Consider the following 19,632-nt stretch of genomic DNA (forward strand, 5'->3'; position numbering starts at 1 on the left):
GAACATATTTATTATGAACACACTAAACGACTTACATAAAATTTCAGGCTCTTTTTCGAATACCAAAAAAATGCCAGTGCTATTTTTAGGACACGGCAGCCCCATGAATGCGATTGAAGAAAATCAGTTTGTGACGGGTTTTCAAAATTTGGCTAAAACGTTACCGCAACCGAATGCCATTTTGTGTATTTCGGCGCATTGGTTTACCAAAGGGACAAAGGTTACCGCAATGGAAATGCCCAGAACGATTCACGATTTTGGTGGTTTTCCGCAAGCGCTGTTCGATGTGCAATATCCTGCCAAAGGAAGTCCAGAATTAGCAGTAGAAACCAAACAATTATTGACACCGGTAGAAGTAGAGCTGGACGAACATTGGGGCTTAGATCACGGTGCTTGGAGTGTTATTAAACATTTATATCCCGAGGCAAATGTTCCTGTAATTCAGTTGAGTATTGATTACACCAAATCTGGTCAATACCATTTTGACTTGGCTCAAAAATTAAGTGCGTTGCGTACCAAAGGAATCTTGATTGTAGGCAGTGGTAATATTGTTCATAATTTGAGATTAGTCGATTTTCAGAATTTCGAAAAAGATAATTATGGTTACGATTGGGCAATTGAAGCAAAGGAAACTGTCAATAATTATTTACTGGACGGTAATTTTCAGCCACTGATTGATTATGAAACACAAAGTAGAGCACTTCAATTGGCAATTCCTACGCCGGAACATTATTTGCCCTTGATTTATACTTTGGGATTAAAAGGAAAAACAGAAGAACTGAGTTTGTTCAATGATAAGTTATTAGGAGGTTCGTTGAGTATGACTTCGGTGAAGATTATGTGATAAAATCTCTTGATTGAGAGATTGTTTTTAATTTGATTAATAGAAAAAATATAAATAAGTAATGAAAATAATAGCAGTCATTCCAGCCCGTTATGCATCAACCCGATTTCCCGCTAAACTGATGCAGGATTTAGGAGGAAAAACAGTGATTTTAAGAACTTATGAAGCCGCGATAAACACGCAATTGTTTAATGATGTTTTTGTGGTAACAGATTCCGATTTAATTTTTGATGAAATCGTTTCTCATGGCGGAAAAGCCATCAGGAGTATCAAGGAACACGAATCAGGAAGTGATCGAATTGCGGAAGCTGTCGAAAATCTGGACGTTGATATTGTGATAAATGTTCAAGGAGATGAACCATTTATCGATGCGGAACCTTTGGCAAAAGTCATTGAAGTTTTCAGAAATGATTCGGATAAAAAAGTGGATTTAGCTTCTTTGATGCGTGAAATCACTAATGAAGACGAAATTAATAATCCGAATAATGTAAAAGTGGTCGTGGACCAAAACGGATTCGCATTGTACTTTTCGCGTTCGGTAATTCCATATCCAAGAGAGAAAAATGTAGGTGTTCGATACATGCAACACATCGGAATTTATGCGTTTAGAAAACAAGCTTTATTAGATTTTTACAGTTTACCAATGCAATCTTTGGAAGCATCCGAAAAACTGGAGCAATTACGCTATCTTGAATTTGGAAAACGAATTAAAATGGTCGAAACGACACATGTCGGAATCGGTATTGACACTCCGGAAGATTTAGAGAAAGCGAGAAAAATGCTGTAATTTATTCTAGATTTTCATGGTCAAAATAGCCTCTGGTTTTTATTTTGGTGGAAAAGAAATTTAAGAAAAGCACAATAAAGAACAGAAATAATAAGGCTTGGGTACTCACTAAGAATTTCCCAATTGTTGTTACCGGATAATAATCGCCATATCCTATAGATGACGAAGTCACAATGCTGAAATAAATCGCATCAAACCAATGGTGAAAGGGTTTGTTCAGGTAATTGTCACAGGAATAAAAAACGGCATAAGCAAACGCAATTTCTAAATAGTTAAAAAAAAGCAACAGCATAGATCGTTTATAAGAACGTGGTTTTGAAAACATATCCGAAGCAAAAATGAGTGTTGGAATATAAAATACAGTTTCTAAAAAAACGTAAATCAGAATCCCAATAAGCCATTGATTGTTTTGCCAATGGTTTATTAAAATCAATATTGGAAATACTACTTTGAGCAAAACATAAAAATCTAAAGCTAAATCCTGGTATTCAATTCCTTTTTTACTGGCCCAATATTTAATGTAAATTCCTGGGAAAAGTAATTGTGAAGAGGAGAGAAATAAACGAACTATTTTTTCCAGACCATTGTCATCCTGATGGTCGTTGTTCCAGATAGATTGAATGTTTTGTATCCGTTTCTGAATGGGATTGAACTTTGGTTTTGCCCCTTTTGATGTTTTTCCTAATAACAATTTTTTTACAATTGTTTTCATTGTAAATGAAGATTAGTTATGCATTCTAAGGTACGAAAAAAAATACATTTTTGTACAGAATCAGACTGTGAATTTAGTTTAACTTCTCAATTACAATCAATTCGTTATGCATTTCAATACGCGGAATGGTTTTTATTTTGAATTGATTTTTATAAAATTCTGTTACATAGTGTTCATTTCTCAAATTGTCTTTTTCATTCAAACACATGGTATTGAATAATACAAAACCGTTACTTTTTAATAAATGACAAATGCGATGAATAAAGAATTTTTCAAATAAAAAATTGGGCATCATAGTATCTTGAAAAATATCAATGATGATTAAGTTGTATTTATCTTTGGTTTTCAAAACAAATTCGAAAGCATCTTCGATATGAAGGTCTAAATTTTGAATTTCATTTAGCTTAAAATAATTATTTGCAATTTCGATTATTTCGGCATCAATTTCAACTCCTGTAATTTTTCCTTTAAATTTGATTTCGTCTACCAATGTTTTAATAACACTTCCTCCTGCAACACCTAAAACTAAAACAGAGTCCATTGCTGTTATTTTTTCAAAACCAATATTCTTCAATCCAATTTTTAAAATGCGTTGTAAGCTACCGTAGGAATAATTTGTGTTTTCAGAATCTAATACTAATTCACCATTTGCCCAAGTAACTTCTATAGATTTGCTAATAGCAGATTTTGTCTGATAGATTTTTATTGGAACAAGATAGCTGAAAAGTTTTTGAATCATTAGGGCAGTTTTTCTCAAAAATAAGATTTAAATTATTTATTTTGTAAGAAATAGTAAAAGAATGAAGAAACAATTTTACAAATGGATATTTTTCAGGCTGATGGGTTGGAAAATTGTAGGTTCCATTGATCCGGATATTAAAAAATGCGTAATGATGGTAATGCCTCACACAAGTAATCATGATTTTTATTTGGGGGTTTTTACGCGAGGAATTACAGGATTAGAGATGCATTGGGTAGGAAAAAAAGAATTGTTTCGTTTTCCTTTCGGGTTTTATTTCAGATATATGGGGGGTGAACCATTAGACAGAACGGGCGGATTAAATAAAGTAGATTCAATTGCTGCTATTTTTAAAAGAAAAGAAGTTTTTAGACTTGCTGTTGCTCCCGAAGGGACTCGTACCAAAGTAGCGGAACTTAAAACCGGATTTTATTATATTGCTTTGAAAGCCAATGTGCCCATAATTCCAGTAGCATTTAATTTTGGTAAAAAAGAAGTTAACCTTGGAAGTCCTATGCTACCATCAGGAAATATTGATTTAGACATGAGTATTTTAACCCAACATTTTATAGGCGTTGAAGGAAAAATTCCTGAAAACGGATATTTTTTTGAAAATAAATAGAAAACCCCGATTCAGATTTTCTGAATCGGGTTTTTTATTTTAATCTGGAATGTAACTCTTAAAAGTTCCGTTTTTATAAAAAATTACAATTTTATCAATTTCGCCCGAAGCAGAATCTTTCATCGTATTTTGAGATTCTGTTTTTTTTGTTTCTAATAAATCGTTGTGCTTTGTGCTTTGTATTTTAGAAAATAAATTTTCCGGTACAATTTCTATTTTGGAGGGAGTGGGAATATTTGGTTTTAAAAGTTCATCAAATGTATTTTGCTTAGGCATGATGTTTTCTTCATTTTTTGGAAAAGTTCCTTTGCCATTCAAAATCCAATATAAATCTACATCAGGGAAACCGTCTAAAATTTTAAGAATAAAATCTAAACTGGGTTTGTTCCTTCCGGACAGCAGGTGAGATAAACTGGAACGTTGTACTCCAATTTTATCCGCAAATGAAGAGGCATTCAGGCTATAATAATCCAGTATAATTTCTAATCTTTTTATAAAATCATCTGTGTTTACCATTGTAAATTGTATTTAAAAATAGTGTATTTACAAATGTAATTAAAATAGTGTGATTAGCCAAAATTACAACTGTAAATTACTTAAAAAAGAATAATTAATTTAAATTATAACATAATGTAATAATAATTAAATAACTGATAAATAATAATTTAATTGTTAAAATTATAACTAGTAACAATTGTTAATCACGGTAATGGCAAAACCGATTTAAACCGAACTAAAGCTGTTTACAAATCTAAAATAATCAAATAAAAACAAGTTTACAATTGTAAATGTAAAGATGTTTACTTTTGTAAATCAAATAATTTAGTATGAATTTAGAGCAAATGTTCCAACAATATAAGGAGCAATCAATTCAGGGTCGTTACATTACTTTAGAAAATATCGAACCCTTATTACAGCAATTAAACAGCAATAATCAAGTTAGTGTTATTGGAAAATCAGTACTTGAAAAACCAATTTATAAGTATCAAATTGGTGTTGGAGAAACAAGAATTTTTCTTTGGTCTCAAATGCATGGTAATGAAAGTACGACCACAAAAGCGCTTTTTGATTTCTTGAATCTGTTAAACAGCGATTCGGAATTAGCAAATCAATTGTTAAGTACCTTTACTTTTTGTTGCATTCCGATTTTAAATCCGGATGGTGCTACTTTATATACACGAGAAAATGCTAATAAAATTGATTTAAATCGTGATTCTCAAAATTTGACACAGCCAGAAAGCAGGGTCTTGCGAGAAACTTTTGAATCATTTGAACCGCACTATTGCTTTAATTTGCATGATCAGCGTACTATTTTTGGAGTTGGAAGTACTGGAAAACCAGCAACTTTATCCTTTTTGGCGCCTTCTTATAATGAAGAAAGAGAGATTAATGATTCTCGATTGAAAGCAATTAATTTAATTGCGGGAATAAATGATGTTTTGCAACAATATATACCGGGGCAAGTGGGGCGTTTTGATGATTCATTTAATATTAACTGTATTGGCGATACGTTTCAGTATTTAGGTGTTCCGACAGTGTTGTTTGAAGCAGGACATTTTCCGAATGATTATCAAAGAGAAGAAACTCGAAAATATGTTTTTATGGCACTTGTGTCGAGTTTTACGATACTTAGCGAAAACGATATAGTTAGCAATGGAATTAATAAATATTTGAATATTTCACAAAATAAAGTCGTTTTTTATGATTTAATGTATAAAAACATCAGAATAAATTATGATGGTATTGAAAAAATCACCAATTTTGCAGCACAATACAAAGAAGAATTGGTTGATGGTCAGATTTGTTTTAATGCTTACATTAGTCAAATTGGCGATTTAGAAAATCATTTTGGTCATGTGGAGTATGATGCTGAAGAAGCTTTATATAAAGATGATTATGATAATTTTCCGAAATTAAATCAAAAGGCTAATTTTTATTTAAATAATAACATGAAATTTGTTAATGGATTAGTAAAAATTTAATTTATTTATCGATTTCTTATTTTTTATGTATATTTTTATACTTTGTAATAGTAATTAGTAATATTAATTAAAGAATTATGAGTAAGTTTCGTTTAGATGAAGTAGATCATCAGATATTAGATATGTTGATTGACAACACAAGAGTTCCTTTTACGGATATTGCAAAAAAATTATTAATTTCTGCGGGAACAGTTCACGTTAGGGTTAAAAAAATGGAAGATGCCGGTATTATAATGGGGTCTTCACTAGTTCTTGATTATGATAAATTAGGATATTCTTTTATTGCTTATGTTGGAGTTTTTCTTAATAATACTTCTCAGACTAAATTTGTTTTGGAACGTATCAATGAGATTCCTTTTGTAACCGTAGCTTCTGTGACTACAGGAAAATTCAATATCTTTTGTAAAATTAGAGCAAAAGATACTAAACATGCTAAAGATGTAATCTTTATGATAGATGATATCGATGGTGTTTACAGAACAGAAACGATGATTTCACTTGAAGAAAGCATAAATGATAAGAAGCGCTTGATGCATACTATATTTAAAAATATGTAATTAATCTTGAATGCTATATAAAATATAACCTCAAGTTAATTCTTGGGGTTTTTTTATGAAAAACCGACTAAATTAAACCAACTATAACAAAATTATGTATACACTGCCTAAAATTGAACGTTTCAATCAAGACGTTCTCTCTAAATATCATATTTACAACAGTGTCTTTATCACGTTGCCTTTTGATTCTATAGATAATACAGGGGTTTTACTTCCTTTATTTACAGATATTTGTGAAACAGGGTTTAAAAAACAGGAAACTCCGGGAGAGATTGTCAATTTTTTTGCTCAAAAATATTTGCATACAGATTCAGAAGAGGATAAAATCGATTTGATGTTTCGTTTTATTCAATATATTGAGCGTCAAATTGTTTTGTTTGATGCTATTGAAGATGCTGCGTTTCCGGTTGTGAATAACATGGAAGGAAGAGGTTCGCTTCGAGATATTAAAGAAAAAGCGGATGCTAAAAATAATACCGAAGAGTTGATTGAGTTTCTGGAAAATTTCAATGTTCGAACTGTTTTAACAGCACATCCAACACAGTTTTATCCTGGTGCTGTACTCGGAATTATCAATGATTTGACAAATGCAATCCGTAAAAACGATTTACTTGATATTAAACAATTATTAGCTCAATTAGGAAAAACGCCTTTTATTCAAATTGAAAAACCAAATCCTTTTGACGAGGCTGTAAGTTTGATTTGGTATTTAGAAAATGTGTTTTACGAAACTGCCGGTGAAATGGTGCATTATCTTGAAAAGAATTTATTTCACGGTAATTCTATCAAAAATCCTATAATTAAATTGGGCTTTTGGCCTGGAGGAGATCGTGACGGTAATCCCTTTGTCACAACTGAAATTACATTAAAAGTTGCTGAACGTTTAAGAACTTCAATATTGAAATGTTATTACATCGAAATGAGAAGTTTGAAACGTAAGTTAACATTCTCAGGTGTAGATGTTTTGGTATCTGAATTAGAACAAAAACTTTATCGTTCTGTTTTTTATTCAAAAGGAGAAATTTATATTACTTTAGAGGAGTTTAAAACCCAATTAAACAAGATAAAATTCATTATACAAGAACAACATCAGTCTTTGTATTTAGACGAATTAGAGGCGTTGCTTATCAAAGTTAATTTGTTTGGTTTTCATTTTGCTTCTTTAGATATTCGTCAAAATAGTAAGATACATGATGCTGTTTTTAATGATGTCGTGAATTTTTATTTGAAATCGAATGCGGACGTTTTTCCAGAGAACTATTTTGAACTTTCGGAACAAGAGAAGTTTGAGGTTCTGTCAAGCATAAATGGAAATTTAGACGCAAATGTTTTTGATAATGAAATGACACGCTCTACAATTGAGTCTATTCAAGCTATTAAATCGATACAAGAAAAGAACGGTGAATATGGTGCAAATCGTTATATCATAAGTAATAACGAAAGCGCACTGAATGTAATGGAAACGTTTGCATTATTCCGTTTGAGTAATTGGCAAGACCCAACAGTTGATATTATACCACTTTTTGAATCGGTGGATGATTTGCAAAATGCGCATGCCATTATGGAAAAATTATATACCAATCCTGCATATGCGAAGCATTTAGTGAATAGAAATATGAAGCAAACAATTATGCTTGGTTTTTCTGACGGTACAAAAGATGGTGGATATTTGATGGCAAACTGGAGTATTTATAAAGCAAAAGAGGAGCTTACCGAAATTTCAAGAAAATACGGAATTAAAGCTATTTTCTTTGATGGTAGAGGTGGTCCGCCAGCACGTGGAGGTGGTAAAACACATAAATTCTATGCTTCATTAGGTCCAAATATTGAGAATAATGAGATTCAGGTTACGGTACAAGGACAAACGATTAGTTCTAATTTTGGAACTTTAGATTCTTGTCGTTACAATTTAGAGAACTTATTGAGTGCAGGAGCTACCAATCAGGTTTTTAACAAAGGACAAAATAGGTTATCCACTGATGAAAAAGAAATTTTAGATCAATTGGCTGAATTTGGATATCAAAAATATTTGAATTTTAAGAATCATCCAAAATTCATTCCTTATTTAGAGCAGATGAGTACTTTGAAATATTACGCTAAAACGAATATTGGTAGTCGTCCGTCTAAAAGAAGCAAATCAGAACATTTAGATTTCGCAGATTTGCGTGCAATACCTTTTGTTGGTTCTTGGAGTCAATTAAAGCAAAATGTACCAGGGTTTTTTGGGGTAGGTTCTGCGTTAAAGCATTTTGAAGATACAAATCAATGGGATAAGGTTCAGGATTTATATGACAACTCTTTGTTTGTAAAAACTTTATTAGAAAACAGTATGATGTCATTGGCAAAATCATTTTTTCCATTGACTGCTTATATGAGAAAAGATCCTGAATTTGGAGAATTTTGGCAAATTATTTATGATGAATTTTTAGAAACTAAAAGATTGTTGTTGAAAATTGCAGGTCATAAAGAATTAATGGAGAACTATCCTGACGGTAAAGCATCAATTCAAATTAGAGAGCGTATTGTGTTGCCTTTGTTGACGATACAACAATATGCACTAACCAAAATTAATGAGTTGAATAAAGAAAAAAATCCAAATGAGGAGCTAATTAAAGTATATGAAAAGATTGTAACCCGCTCTCTTTTTGGTAACACAAATGCAAGTAGGAATTCAGCTTAATTCAGGTTTTTAATAAAAAGTAAAAGGTATGAATTCAAATCAATTACCAGTAAATGAATATTCAAATTTTAACGCAACTTATATCAAAGCCGCTGCAAATGTAGAATTGATAGAAGAATTGGAAATTTGTTTACATGAATTTATTCGTTTTGTCCAAAATATTCCAATGGATAAATTCGATTATCGGTATGCCGAAGGAAAATGGACAATAAAGGATATTATTCAGCATGTGATTGATACGGAACGTATTTTTGCGTATAGAGCTTTGCGAATTTCCAGAAATGATACCACTCCGTTGCCAGGTTTTGAGGAAAATGATTATGTAGAAAACACAAAAGCTAACGAAAGAGGTATTCAGGATTTATTAGCTGAATTCTCTGCGGTTCGTTACGCAGCCTTATTTCTTTTTAAGAGTTTTTCAGAAGAGCAATTAAAAAGAATAGGAACGGCATCAGGAACGGTGATTTCTGTTCGTGCCATAGGTTTTATAATTATTGGACATCAAAAACACCATCAGAATGTTTTTCAAGAAAGATATTTGTAGATTATAGAAAACCTGTTGACCAAATTTTCAATTTGTTTTCAAAAGACATTGTATTAGCAGGACTAGTCGAAGGCATCACATAATACGTGATGCCTTCTATTTGCCCGAATTTTTTAATAAAATACTTGTGACTTTCTTTTCCGTTAAAAACAATGGTATGAATTGCCGGGTATTGTTTGAATAGCATTCCAAAATCATTTTCTTTATGATTTTTGATATGTATGTCTAAACTTCCTTTTCTTTCACAATTTTCAAGAACATCCCAAAGTCCAATTTTATTTTTTTGCAGTAATTGTATTTTTTCTTCAAAACTATCAGAAACCGGCAAAGTATCAAACAAAGTATACATGATTCTCCAAAAATGGTTTCTCGGGTTTCCATAATATTCCTGCTTAGTCAACGAAGCTATGCCGGGCATTGTTCCTAAAATCAAAATTTTAGTGTTAGAATCTACAAATGCCGGAAAGGAATTGATCATATACATTGATTTTTTACACTAAATTCTCTTTTTCTAAAATTGCTAACGCTAAACGTATTTTTTCATAAGCCATTTTTTCTTCAAAAAAATCAAAATACGGTTTTAGTGCATTTGGCGCATCTAGTTTTTGTTGCGCTTCGGCAATTTGTTCGACTTCTTCTTTTGAGATAAACGGACTTAGGTCGATTGCTTCTCCATCAACATATAATTTTGCTAAATGTGACATAATAGTTCCAATGCCTAGTTTTCGCTGTTGCGAAATTTCCTCAGCCGAAAATCCTTTTAGGTATAATTCTAATGTTTCTTTATAAGTTGTGGCTTCTTTTTTCCTTTTTAAAGGTTTGTTTTTTTCAAAATCGATAATAACTTTAATGAAGACATCTCCATATTTTTCAAGTTTTGCTTTTCCGACTCCGTCAATTGCGATTAATTCTTGATCACTCATTGGTCTGTTAGTTTCCATTTGGCGCAAAGCTGCATCACTGAAAATCACGTAAGCTGGAACTTCTTCCTCTTTTGAAATTTCATAACGTAGTCTTCTAAGTGTTTCAAAAAGAGAATTGGCGATAGTTTTACTTTTCGGTTCTTTGCTCTCGGATTTTTCTATATTGTTTTTCTGAACGGTATTCAGGAGTACTTTTTCTCCTTCAAACAATACTTTTTTGGCAAAAGCGGTTAATCTGATTTTGTTTTGTTGGTGAAAAGCAATTTCGCAAAATCCTAAATTAATCAGTTGAATTAAATATTGGTTCCAATCGTACCAAGAAATATCATGACCAACGCCATAAGTTTTCAAATTTTGATATTCTTTTTCAAAAATGTATGCGTTTTTTGAACCTCTCAAAAAGTCAATAATTACGGGTAATGGCTCGCTTTCTTGAAGACGAATCACGGCTGACAATGCTTTTTGTGCAATAATTGTTCCGTCAAAAAAAGCAGGAGGGTTTTTGCAAATGTCACAGTTACCACAATTTTCGGTCACTAATTCACCAAAATAAGAAAGTAATATTTTGCGACGGCAGCTCAGTGCGTCCGCGTATTGTTTCATTCTTTCGAGTTTGGCCAATTGTACTTCGGCATTTAAACCTTCAGAAGCAAACTTTTGTAATTGAATGACATCTCCATAACTTTCGAATAGTATAGTTTCGGACGGTAATCCATCCCGACCGGCACGACCAATTTCCTGATAATAACCTTCAATGTTTTTGGGTAAATTGTAATGAATTACCCAGCGTACATTTGATTTGTCGATTCCCATGCCAAAAGCTATTGTCGCGCAAACTACTTGGCAATCGTCATTAATGAATTCATCTTGGGTTTTAGAGCGAATTTTAGTGTCTAAACCTGCATGATAGGCTTTAGCATTAAGGCCGATTTTTTGTAATTTTTCGGCTAATTCTTCGGTTGTTTTTCTACTTAAACAATAGATAATTCCGGATTCATTAGGTTTTCCTTTTATAAAATCGATAATTTGTTTGACTCTGTCTAATGCGGGCCGAACTTCTAAGCTTAAATTTTTTCTATCAAAAGAAGCTACGAAAGTTTTAGCATTTTTAAGGTTTAATTGTTGGCTAATGTCTTTACGTGTAGCTTTATCAGCAGTGGCAGTTAAAGCAAGGATTGGAGTAGAAGGAAAGCGATTTTTTAGGTATCCTAAGTTGGTGTATGCAGGTCTAAAATCATGTCCCCAAGCCGAAATACAATGTGCTTCGTCAATTGCAATCAGACTTACTGTTGTTTGACTAAATACATTTTCTAAGTAGGATAAACTTTCGGGAGCGACATAAACCAGTTTCATCAGATTCGATTGTAAGTGATCTATATAAAATTGCTGTTCCGTTTCTGTTTGGCTGCTGTTGATAAAACAAGCTTCAATTCCGTTTGCTTTTAAACTGTCTACTTGATCTTTCATCAAGGCAATAAGTGGAGAAATCACAATCGTTATGCCGGGTAAAACTAAAGCAGGGAGTTGGAAACAAATTGATTTCCCTCCTCCGGTTGGCATAATGGCTAAAGTGTCCTGACCTGAAAGCACACAATTTATGATGGCTTCTTGATTGGGTCTGAATTTTTCAAACCCAAAATTCTCTTTTAATTTGGCGTGTAAAATTTCTGTTGTCATTATGGCGTATATTTGAATTTCTAAGTTAATAAAAAAAGGAACTCATTTTAGCGAGTTCCTTTTTTTATTTTATTGATGAATAAAATTAATCTTCATCATCATCTTCGTCGTCTTCGTCAGAGATTTCTTTATCATCTGCTTCGTCGTCGTCATCACTTTCGGAATCAGGTTTGTCCAGATTTTCATCTTCGTCGTCATCATCGTCAATGTCGTCATCGTCAAGGTCAAGACCTTTGATTGGTTCTACGACTTCGTCGATAATTTCATCATCTTCGTCAAAATTTTCAATTCTGTCTGCTAATTTGGTGCTTACTTTTACTAAATAAATAGTATCCTCAGTTCGTACTTCGACAGCTTCAATTAATTCGTTTTTAGCATTTCTAAAACGGATAATGTTCGAATCATCATAACCATCAGGAAATTTCTCTACCAAAAGGTTTAAAATTTCGTTGGTAAGTTTTGCGTAATCAACAATTACTCTTTTCATAAATTTTTATTCTATAAATCTAATAAATAAGCGAAAATTAAAGGTGCCACAATTGTAGCATCGGACTCAATAATGAACTTTGGCGTTTTGATATCTAATTTACCCCAAGTTATTTTTTCATTCGGTACCGCTCCAGAATACGAACCATAACTGGTTGTTGAGTCTGAAATCTGACAGAAATAGCTCCAAAAAGGAATATCATGCATTTCCATATCTTGGTACAACATTGGTACAACGCATATTGGGAAATCACCTGCGATTCCTCCTCCAATTTGGAAGAATCCAACACCGTTTGTACTATTTTTTGGATACCAATCAGATAAGAAAACCATATATTCTATACCAGATTTCATTGTAGAAGCTTTTAAATCTCCTTTTATAACATAGGAAGCAAAGATATTACCCATGGTACTATCTTCCCATCCTGGAACAATAATTGGCAAGTTTTTCTCAGCAGCGGCATACATCCAGCTGTCTTTTAAGTCAATTTCATAATATTCTTCAAGAACACCAGAAAGTAACATTTTGTACATAAACTCATGTGGAAAATAACGTTCTCCTTTATCATCAGCATCTTTCCAGATTTTGTAAATGTGTTTTTGCAAACGACGGAATGCTTCATGCTCCGGAATACAAGTATCTGTAACTCTGTTTAGTCCTCTTTCTAATAAATCCCATTCGTCTTGTGGAGTCAAATCACGGTAATTTGGTACTCTTTCATAGTGAGAATGAGCCACTAAATTCATGATATCTTCCTCTAAATTGGCACCTGTACAAGAAATAATTTGCACTTTATCCTGACGGATTATTTCGGCAAAAATCTTTCCAATTTCAGCGGTACTCATTGCACCAGCCATGCTCACCATCATTTTTGCACCATTGGCTAATTGCTGTTCGTATGCCTTTGCGGCATCAACTAAAGATGCAGAATTAAAATGCAAATAATGCTTTTCAATAAACTGACTGATTGGTCCTTTGCTCATTTTTTTTAATTTAAAGATTTAAAAATCGAAAAGGTTGAAAGATATGCATCCAAATTTAACGAATTTTTAAATTGACTAATTGTGTATTTAATAATTATTTTTTGTCGTAACCTAATATTTTTAGAACGTCTTCAGAAGTTTGTTGTTCCGAAAATACTTCGGTTGCCAAAATTCCGTTTTCGTCCCGGTCAATTAAAATATGTTTGGGTTGTGGGATTAAACAGTGATGCAAACCACCATAACCACCTATTGTTTCCTGATATGCTCCTGTATTGAAAAAACCAATATACAATGGTTTTTCTTTATTGTATTTAGGTAAATAAATGGCATTCATATTTTGCTCAGAGTTGTAATAATCATCACTATCACAAGTCATTCCGCCTAATAAAACCCTTTCGTAAGTATCATTCCAGCGGTTAACAGCCAGCATGATAAAACGTTTATTGATAGCCCAAGTATCCGGCAAAGTTGTAATGAAAGAAGAATCAATCATATTCCATTTCTCTCTGTCGTTTTGTTGTTTTTGATACAAAATCTGATAAATGGCACCGCCGCTTTCTCCAACTGTAAAAGACCCAAACTCGGTAAAAATATTGGGAACATCAACTTCTGCTTCGTCACAGGCAATTTTAATCTGATTGATAATTTCATCAATCATATATTGGTAATCGTATTCAAAAGTTAATGAATTTTTGATAGGGAAACCACCACCAATATTCAAACCGTCTAATGTTGGACACTCTTTTTTTAGCGCCACATATACTTTGATACATTTTACTAATTCGTTCCAATAATAAGCATTGTCATTAATTCCGGTATTAATAAAAAAGTGCAACATTTTAAGTTCCAGTTTTTTATTCTCCTTAATTTCTTTTTTATAGAAAGGAACAATGTTTTTGTATCCAATTCCCAAACGTGAAGTATAGAACTCAAATTTTGGTTCTTCTTCTGCAGCAATACGAATCCCAATTTTAAATTTTCCTTTTATTTGACCTTGAAGCAAATCTAATTCTTCAAAATTATCAATAATAGGAATGGCATTTTTATGACCATTATTTATTAATCGGGCAATGTTGTCAATGTATTGATCTCTTTTGAAACCATTACAAATTACATATGTGCTTTTGTTTATTTTGCCATTTGCCAAAAGATTTTCAACAATATTAATATCAAATGCCGATGACGTTTCGATATGAATATTATTTTTGAAAGCTTCATTCATTATGTATTCAAAATGAGAGCTTTTGGTACAGTAGCAATAAAAATATTTAGCCTCATATTTGTTTTTTTCCATCGATTTACGAAACCAGCTTTTGGCTTTGTTGATGTTGTTAGAAATTTGAGGTAAATAAGTGAATTTTAATGGCGTACCATATTTTTCTACCAGTTTCATCAAATCGATATTGTGAAACTGAAGATTATCTTTGTTTAAGGTAAACTCTTCTTGAGGGAAATAATAAGTTTGATTTATTAAGTCGTAGTATTTTGTATTCATTTAGTTTTCAGAATTTTAGATTAAATATACATAAAAATAATTAAACTAAAATTCAAACCCGAATATTTGCATAAACGATCTGAAGCTTTTCATTTTCTGCTTTCAAGTATTGAAATAAATCAAAACTAAAGTTGCCTTTGATAGCATAAAAACGATTCAATATTCTTAAAAAAGGAATATTGTTTTGGTTTCTATCGGAACTAAAATATATTTGATTTTGATTTCTTTTCATTGCAGCAAATGTAAAAAATAATATATACGTTATGCAATCCTTTTTCGTAAAAAATGGATTAAGATTTATAATCTTGAAAGGCGGCAAGAATTAATTCATTTTCAACCAATTGATTGATTTTTATTTTTCCGATACCTTCAATTAATGCGAATTGGATGGTTCCAAACTCATTTTTCTTATCATGAATAAGCAATTCTAAGATAGGTTCGATGTCATTTTCTTCAAAAATGATGTCGTTATATATGGATTTAATAGCTGATTTTATTTGAAAATATTCTGCTTCGTTGATCAAATCCTTTTTTAGTGCAATATAACTTTCCAGAATCATTCCTACAGCAATGGCTTCTCCGTGCAATAATGTAGTTTTATTCTCATTTTCCAGAAAGTAACTTTCAATTGCATGTCCCAGAGTGTGTCCAAAATTCAATGATTTTCGGATATTTTTTTCGGTAGGATCTTGTTTTACAATTTCATTTTTGATTTCAACAGAACGGTAAATTAAAGCATCAAAATCAGCGAAATCAATGGCTTTTAAATCCAAAAATTGTTCCCAATAGGCTTTGTCATATATTAGTCCGTGTTTCAACATTTCTGCTAATCCGGAACGCATTTCGTTTTGTGGGACTGTTTCAAGATATTGGGTGTCTATAAGAACCATTTTTGGAACATTTATAACCCCAATTTGATTTTTAAGATTCCCTAAATCTACTCCGTTTTTTCCACCTACCGATGCATCTACCATAGAAAGCAGCGTTGTTGGGATGTGAATAAAGTCAATACCTCTTTTGAACGTAGAAGATACAAAACCACCTAAATCAGTTACAACTCCACCCCCCAAATTGATTACAAGACTTTTTCTGTCAGCACCAAGTTCCGTCAATACTTTCCAGATTTCTACACATGTATCAATGTTTTTATTGGCTTCTCCCGCATCAAATTCTATGATTTCTATAGTAAGTTCTGTTTCTAAATACGGAAGGAATTTAGGCAAGCAAAATTCATTGGTACAACTATCAACGATGATAAACAGGTTAGAATATTTATGTTCTTTTAAATGAAGATTAAGGGCTTCATATCCTTTTTCGTTGAAATATATTGGGTAATTATTGGCTTGAATCGTCTGCATCTTTTTGTATTAAATGAAAGCGCAAAATAAGGGAATTTTTGGTAATTAATATTGAAAACTCTATCTATATTTGTATAAAAATATAACAAAAAATGAAAGAAATATTCAATAACACACAAATTGCATTTTCATTAAAAAGCGATACCGAACTCGATAGAGCTTATTTTCTCTTCAAAATGATTGATAATCAGCCTTTAGTGCGAATAGGAACCGCTGTAACCAATTTTGCTATAAAAGCGAACCTTCCGGTGGAAGGATTAATACGTGCAACTGTTTTTGACCATTTTTGTGGTGGTGTAAATGAGAATGATTGTTTGACTGTGGTCGATAAAATGTTTACCAAAGGAGTTTCGTCTGTTTTAGATTATTCAGTAGAAGGAAAAGAAGAAGAAGAGCAGTTTGATGCGGCCCTTGAAATGACTTTAAAAACAATAGAATTTGCCAAAGAACGGGAAGCAATTCCGTTTGCAGTGTTTAAACCAACCGGTTTTGGTCGTCTTGATTTATATGAAAAAGTAGGTGAAAAGCAAGCATTGACTCCGGCAGAAGATTTAGAGTGGAATAGAGTAGTGGAACGTTTTGATTTTGTTTGTAACGAAGCCCATAAAAAAAATGTTGCTTTATTGATTGATGCCGAAGAAAGTTGGATGCAAGATGCCGCCGATGATTTGGTTACTAAAATGATGCAGAAATACAATAAAGAGAAAGCAATTGTTTTTAATACTTTACAAATGTACCGTTGGGATCGTTTGGATTATTTAAAAAAATTGCATGAAAAAGCTAAAAAAGAAGGTTTTTTTATTGGAATGAAATTAGTTCGAGGTGCTTACATGGAAAAGGAAAATGAGCGTGCTGAAGAAAGAGGATATCCAACTCCAATTTGTGCTTCAAAAGAAGCTACAGATGTGAATTATGACGCAGCAGTTCAATACATGATGGAGCATTTAGACCAGATGTCCATTTTTGCCGGAATACATAATGAATTGAGTTCTTACAAATTAATGGATTTAATTCAGGAAAAAGGAATAAAAACTAATGATCACAATGTTTGGTTTGGTCAATTATACGGAATGAGTGATAATATCAGTTATAATCTGGCAGCTCATGGATATAATGTGGCTAAATATTTGCCGTTTGGTCCTGTAAAAGATGTGATGCCTTACTTGATTCGTCGTGCAGAAGAAAATACTTCGGTAGCTGGGCAAACAAGCAGAGAATTAGCGATGATAAAAACAGAAAGAAACAGAAGAAAAGGGAAGTAGTTTTCATCTGTTCTTAGATTTTTAGCATAAAAAAAACTCCATTTGCATAGGCGAATGGAGTTTTTTTATTGAAGTTATTTTCTAAAAATTATTAAACTGCAGATTACTTAAATTTTTATAGATTCCGTTTTCTAAAGTAATTAATTCAGTATGTGTTCCTTGTTCAGTTATTTCGCCGTTATCAAGAACCAAAATTTGATCTGCGCTGCGTATGGTCGAAAGGCGGTGCGCAATAATTATACTGGTTCTTCCTTCCATCAAAATTTCTAATGCTTCTTGCACTAACTTTTCGCTTTCACTGTCTAATGAAGAAGTGGCTTCATCCAGAATTAAAATACTTGGATTTTTTAATAAAGCTCTTGCAATTGCGATGCGTTGTCGTTGTCCACCCGATAATTTGATTCCTCTTTCACCGACAATTGTTTCAAATTTTTCAGGGAAACTTTCAATAAAATTATAAGCATTGGCTTGTTTTGCTGCAATAAGAATTTCTTCTTCGGTAGCATTAGGTTTTCCGTAAGCAATGTTTTCCCGAATAGTTCCGCCAAAAAGAATTACGTCCTGTGGAACAATACTCATATTCCCGCGAAGATTTTCTAAATCATAATCGTAAATGTTTTTTTCGTCAATTAATATTTCGCCTTCATTAACATTGTAAAAACGCAATAATAAGGAAGCGATAGTCGATTTACCAGCGCCACTTGGCCCGACAATTGCTATTTTTTGCCCGAAGCTGGCGGTAAAACTTACATCTTTTAATACTTTGACTTCTTTTCTCGAAGGATAATGAAAAGCTACATTTTTGAACGTAACATTTCCTTTTATTTTCTCAACTGAGGCCGCACTTTGTGTAGTGTTGATTTTTTCAGGAATTTCTTCCAATAATTCAAAAACTCTTTCAGTAGCACCAATCGCTTTTTGCATTTGTGCATACAATTCGGCAATTCCGCCTGATGAAGCACCTACATAACTTGAATACAAAATAAAGGTGAATAATTCACCAACGGTAATTTCGCCTGCAATACTCAATTGAACGCCGTACCAAACAACAGCCACAATAGTTCCGAACAAACAAATAATAATGAATGAAGCAAAATAACCTCTGAATTGACCACCCTTAATGGCGATTTTTACAACTTCTTTGATTTTTTCTTTATAGCGTTCTATTTCGTACCATTCGTTTGCAAAAGCTTTTACAATACTGATTCCTTGCATAGTTTCCTCGACAACAACTTGGCTTTCGGCTACTTGGTCTTGAACTTTTTTAGAATACTTTCTAATGAATCGGCCAAAAATAACTGCAGCAACTCCCACTAATGGCACTACTGAAACCATCATAATAGTTAACTTGATGTTGATACTGGCCAGCATTATAAAACTTCCGATTATTAAGATAAATTGACGTAAAAACTCTGCAATTGTGGTTGTCAGTGTATCTTGAATTTGTCCGATATCGTTGCTGATTCTACTGTTCAATTCTCCAACTCGTTTTTGCGAGAAAAAAGACATCGGTAATTTGACTAAATTAGTATAAAGTGCTAAACGAACATTAGCCAATGTGTTTTCAGTGAAATTTACAAATAGTGATAATCTGAAAAATGAAAAAACAGATTGTAATATTAGGACTAATCCTAATCCAAGGGCAATTTGATTCGCAAGAGCGCTGTCTTTTTTATTGACACAATCTACTAACATTCCCATAAATTTAGGGAAAGCCAAAGCGGTTACACTGGTAAGAAGCAGAAAGACTAGACCAACATAAAATTTCCAACGATTTTTCCCTGCATATTTAAAAATAATTTTGGCTTTATTGAGTGAACTTGCAGTAATTTTTGATTTTGGCAAATCGTTTTCTTTGAATCTTCCCATTTTATAAATTTTATTGTTCCAAATGTAATACTATAACGATTCATAACAAAAAAATAACACCTTTTGATAGAATATTTAAAAGGTTGTAAGTGAGGGAATAAGTATTTATTG

Annotated in this window: 18 protein-coding genes; 8 read left to right on the forward strand and 10 right to left on the reverse strand. The window is 32.4% G+C overall.

Annotated features, from left to right (window positions below; translation table 11 throughout):
• Window positions 1-13: 13 nt before the first annotated feature.
• Window positions 14-844 (forward strand): 4,5-DOPA-extradiol-dioxygenase, encoded by an 831-nt coding sequence (ygiD, locus tag O6P34_RS10740; RefSeq protein ID WP_269684504.1) that lies wholly within the window; start codon window positions 14-16, stop codon window positions 842-844.
• 61 nt (window positions 845-905) lie between these two features.
• On the forward strand, window positions 906-1,631 hold the full coding sequence (gene kdsB / locus O6P34_RS10745; RefSeq protein WP_269684505.1) for a 3-deoxy-manno-octulosonate cytidylyltransferase: 726 nt from the start codon (window positions 906-908) through the stop codon (window positions 1,629-1,631).
• A gap of 1 nt (window position 1,632) precedes the next feature.
• On the opposite strand, the gene O6P34_RS10750 is transcribed toward kdsB, so the two are convergent.
• Window positions 1,633-2,343, reverse strand: coding sequence for a potassium channel family protein (locus O6P34_RS10750; RefSeq protein WP_269684506.1), 711 nt, complete (start codon window positions 2,341-2,343; stop codon window positions 1,633-1,635).
• A gap of 73 nt (window positions 2,344-2,416) precedes the next feature.
• Window positions 2,417-3,082 carry a spermidine synthase gene (locus O6P34_RS10755; RefSeq protein WP_269684507.1) on the reverse strand — a complete coding sequence of 222 codons (666 nt, stop codon included), beginning with the start codon at window positions 3,080-3,082 and terminating at the stop codon, window positions 2,417-2,419.
• Window positions 3,083-3,143: 61 nt separating this feature from the next.
• On the opposite strand from O6P34_RS10755, the gene O6P34_RS10760 reads away from it, so the two are divergent.
• Window positions 3,144-3,704, forward strand: coding sequence for a 1-acyl-sn-glycerol-3-phosphate acyltransferase (locus O6P34_RS10760; protein ID WP_269684508.1), 561 nt, complete (start codon window positions 3,144-3,146; stop codon window positions 3,702-3,704).
• A gap of 39 nt (window positions 3,705-3,743) precedes the next feature.
• Here the strand turns inward: O6P34_RS10760 and O6P34_RS10765 are convergent, their stop codons facing one another.
• The gene (locus O6P34_RS10765; RefSeq protein ID WP_269684509.1) at window positions 3,744-4,220 is read right to left on the reverse strand and encodes a helix-turn-helix domain-containing protein; all 477 of its coding nucleotides are present in this window, start codon (window positions 4,218-4,220) and stop codon (window positions 3,744-3,746) included.
• A gap of 311 nt (window positions 4,221-4,531) precedes the next feature.
• Between O6P34_RS10765 and O6P34_RS10770 the strand changes: the two genes are divergently transcribed.
• The 4 genes from O6P34_RS10770 (at window position 4,532) to O6P34_RS10785 (ending at window position 9,467) form a co-directional block, all read left to right on the forward strand.
• Window positions 4,532-5,686, forward strand: a complete 1,155-nt coding sequence (locus tag O6P34_RS10770) for a M14 family metallopeptidase (RefSeq protein ID WP_269684510.1) — start codon at window positions 4,532-4,534, stop codon at window positions 5,684-5,686.
• A 77-nt stretch (window positions 5,687-5,763) separates the two neighbouring features.
• Window positions 5,764-6,243 (forward strand): Lrp/AsnC family transcriptional regulator, encoded by a 480-nt coding sequence (locus O6P34_RS10775; RefSeq protein WP_072943262.1) that lies wholly within the window; start codon window positions 5,764-5,766, stop codon window positions 6,241-6,243.
• Window positions 6,244-6,337: 94 nt separating this feature from the next.
• A complete protein-coding gene (locus O6P34_RS10780) occupies window positions 6,338-8,923 on the forward strand; it encodes a phosphoenolpyruvate carboxylase (RefSeq protein WP_269684511.1) in 2,586 nt (861 codons plus the stop codon).
• Between the two features lie 28 nt (window positions 8,924-8,951).
• Entirely contained in the window at window positions 8,952-9,467 is a 516-nt protein-coding gene (locus tag O6P34_RS10785; RefSeq protein WP_269684512.1) for a DinB family protein, read from the forward strand.
• Window position 9,468: 1 nt separating this feature from the next.
• On the opposite strand, the gene O6P34_RS10790 is transcribed toward O6P34_RS10785, so the two are convergent.
• The 6 genes from O6P34_RS10790 to aroB form a co-directional block, all read right to left on the reverse strand.
• Complete coding sequence (locus tag O6P34_RS10790) at window positions 9,469-9,945, reverse strand: DNA-deoxyinosine glycosylase (RefSeq protein WP_269684513.1); 477 nt, start codon at window positions 9,943-9,945, stop codon at window positions 9,469-9,471.
• Window positions 9,946-9,958: 13 nt separating this feature from the next.
• Window positions 9,959-12,067: a DNA helicase RecQ gene (gene recQ, locus O6P34_RS10795; RefSeq protein WP_269684514.1), complete on the reverse strand. Its 2,109-nt coding sequence runs from the start codon at window positions 12,065-12,067 to the stop codon at window positions 9,959-9,961.
• An 85-nt stretch (window positions 12,068-12,152) separates the two neighbouring features.
• Entirely contained in the window at window positions 12,153-12,554 is a 402-nt protein-coding gene (locus tag O6P34_RS10800) for a DNA primase (protein ID WP_269684515.1), read from the reverse strand.
• 11 nt (window positions 12,555-12,565) lie between these two features.
• Window positions 12,566-13,537, reverse strand: a complete 972-nt coding sequence (locus O6P34_RS10805; protein WP_269684516.1) for a deoxyhypusine synthase family protein — start codon at window positions 13,535-13,537, stop codon at window positions 12,566-12,568.
• Window positions 13,538-13,631: 94 nt separating this feature from the next.
• The gene (locus tag O6P34_RS10810) at window positions 13,632-15,032 is read right to left on the reverse strand and encodes a type III PLP-dependent enzyme domain-containing protein (RefSeq protein WP_269684517.1); all 1,401 of its coding nucleotides are present in this window, start codon (window positions 15,030-15,032) and stop codon (window positions 13,632-13,634) included.
• 290 nt (window positions 15,033-15,322) lie between these two features.
• Window positions 15,323-16,390 carry a 3-dehydroquinate synthase gene (gene aroB, locus O6P34_RS10815; protein ID WP_269684518.1) on the reverse strand — a complete coding sequence of 356 codons (1,068 nt, stop codon included), beginning with the start codon at window positions 16,388-16,390 and terminating at the stop codon, window positions 15,323-15,325.
• 92 nt (window positions 16,391-16,482) lie between these two features.
• On the opposite strand from aroB, the gene O6P34_RS10820 reads away from it, so the two are divergent.
• Window positions 16,483-17,652: a proline dehydrogenase family protein gene (locus O6P34_RS10820; protein ID WP_269684519.1), complete on the forward strand. Its 1,170-nt coding sequence runs from the start codon at window positions 16,483-16,485 to the stop codon at window positions 17,650-17,652.
• Window positions 17,653-17,733: 81 nt separating this feature from the next.
• On the opposite strand, the gene O6P34_RS10825 is transcribed toward O6P34_RS10820, so the two are convergent.
• Window positions 17,734-19,521 carry an ABC transporter ATP-binding protein gene (locus O6P34_RS10825; protein WP_269684520.1) on the reverse strand — a complete coding sequence of 596 codons (1,788 nt, stop codon included), beginning with the start codon at window positions 19,519-19,521 and terminating at the stop codon, window positions 17,734-17,736.
• Window positions 19,522-19,632: the final 111 nt, after the last annotated feature.

It is taken from the genome of Flavobacterium lacustre (assembly GCF_027474525.2).
Taxonomy (GTDB): Bacteria; Bacteroidota; Bacteroidia; order Flavobacteriales; family Flavobacteriaceae; genus Flavobacterium; species Flavobacterium lacustre.